This is a genomic window from Bradyrhizobium sp. P5_C11_2, from assembly GCF_054049755.1.
Genome location: NZ_JBFULT010001066.1, coordinates 1 through 1,126 on the forward strand (window position 1 = coordinate 1; position 1,126 = coordinate 1,126).

The window sequence follows — 1,126 nt, forward strand, 5'->3', positions numbered from 1 at the left end:
CCACCGGGTGTCGTTGCCGCCGTCTTGCGCTGCTTGTCGAGCACCAGCTCGATCGCCGCGATCATGCCGACGCCGCGGACCTCGCCGACCAGCGGGTGGCTGGTGAGCTCGCGCAGTCTGCCTTGCATATAGGCACCGAGCTCGGCGGCATGCGCCACCAGTCCGCGCTCCTCGATGATCTTGAGGTTCTCCAGCGCAATCGCCGAGCCGACCGGATGGCCGCCCGCGGTAAAGCCGTGGCCGAGCACGCCGATCTTGTTGCTCTCGTCCGCGATCGGCTCGAACATGCGGTCGTTCAGGATGATCGCCGACAGCGGGAAATAGCTCGACGTGATCTGCTTGGAGACCACGATCGCATCCGGCTTGATGCCATAGGTCTCGCAGCCGAACATCTTGCCGGTGCGGCCGAAGCCGCAGATCACCTCGTCGGCGATCAGCAGGATGTCGTACTTGTTCAAGACCTGCTGGATCTTGTCCCAATAGGTCGCCGGCGGCACGATGACGCCGCCCGCGCCCATCACCGGCTCGCCGAAGAAGGCGGCAATCGTGTCCGGTCCCTCCTTCTGGATCAGCGCGTCGAGCTCCTCGGCCCGCCGCGTCGCGAACGCTTCCTCGCTCTCACCCGGCGCGCCGTCCTTGTAGAAATGCGGCGAGCCCGTGTGCAGGATGTTCGGCAGCGGCAGGTCGAACGAGCGGTGGTTGTTCGGCAGGCCGGTGAGGCTCGCCGACGCGATGGTGACGCCGTGATAGGCGCGCATGCGGCTGATCACCTTCTTGCGCTGCGGCTGGCCGAGCGCGTTGGAGCGATAGGCGATCAGCTTCAGGACGGTGTCGTTGGCCTCCGAGCCGGAATTGGTGAAGAACACCTTGCTCATCGGCACCGGCGCGAGCGCCACCAGCTTCTCGGCGAGATCRATCGAGGGACCGTGCGATTTGGCGGAGAACGTGTGGTAGAACGGCAGCGCCAGCATCTGCTTGTGCGCGGCGTCGACCAGCCGCTTCTCGTTGAAGCCGAGCCCGACGCTCCACAAGCCAGCCATCGCCTCGAAATAGCGCTTGCCCGACGCATCGAAGACATAAGGCCCCTCGCCGCGCTCGATCACCAGCGGACCGGCCTGCTGATGGG

General features: G+C 65.7%; 1 protein-coding gene. It reads right to left on the minus strand.

Annotation, left to right across the window (positions count from 1 at the left end; genetic code table 11):
• On the minus strand, positions 1-1,106 hold a 1,106-nt coding region (locus ACXJL8_RS41695; protein ID WP_456687107.1), incomplete at its 3' end, for an aminotransferase.
• Between the last annotated feature and the right edge of the window lie 20 nt (positions 1,107-1,126).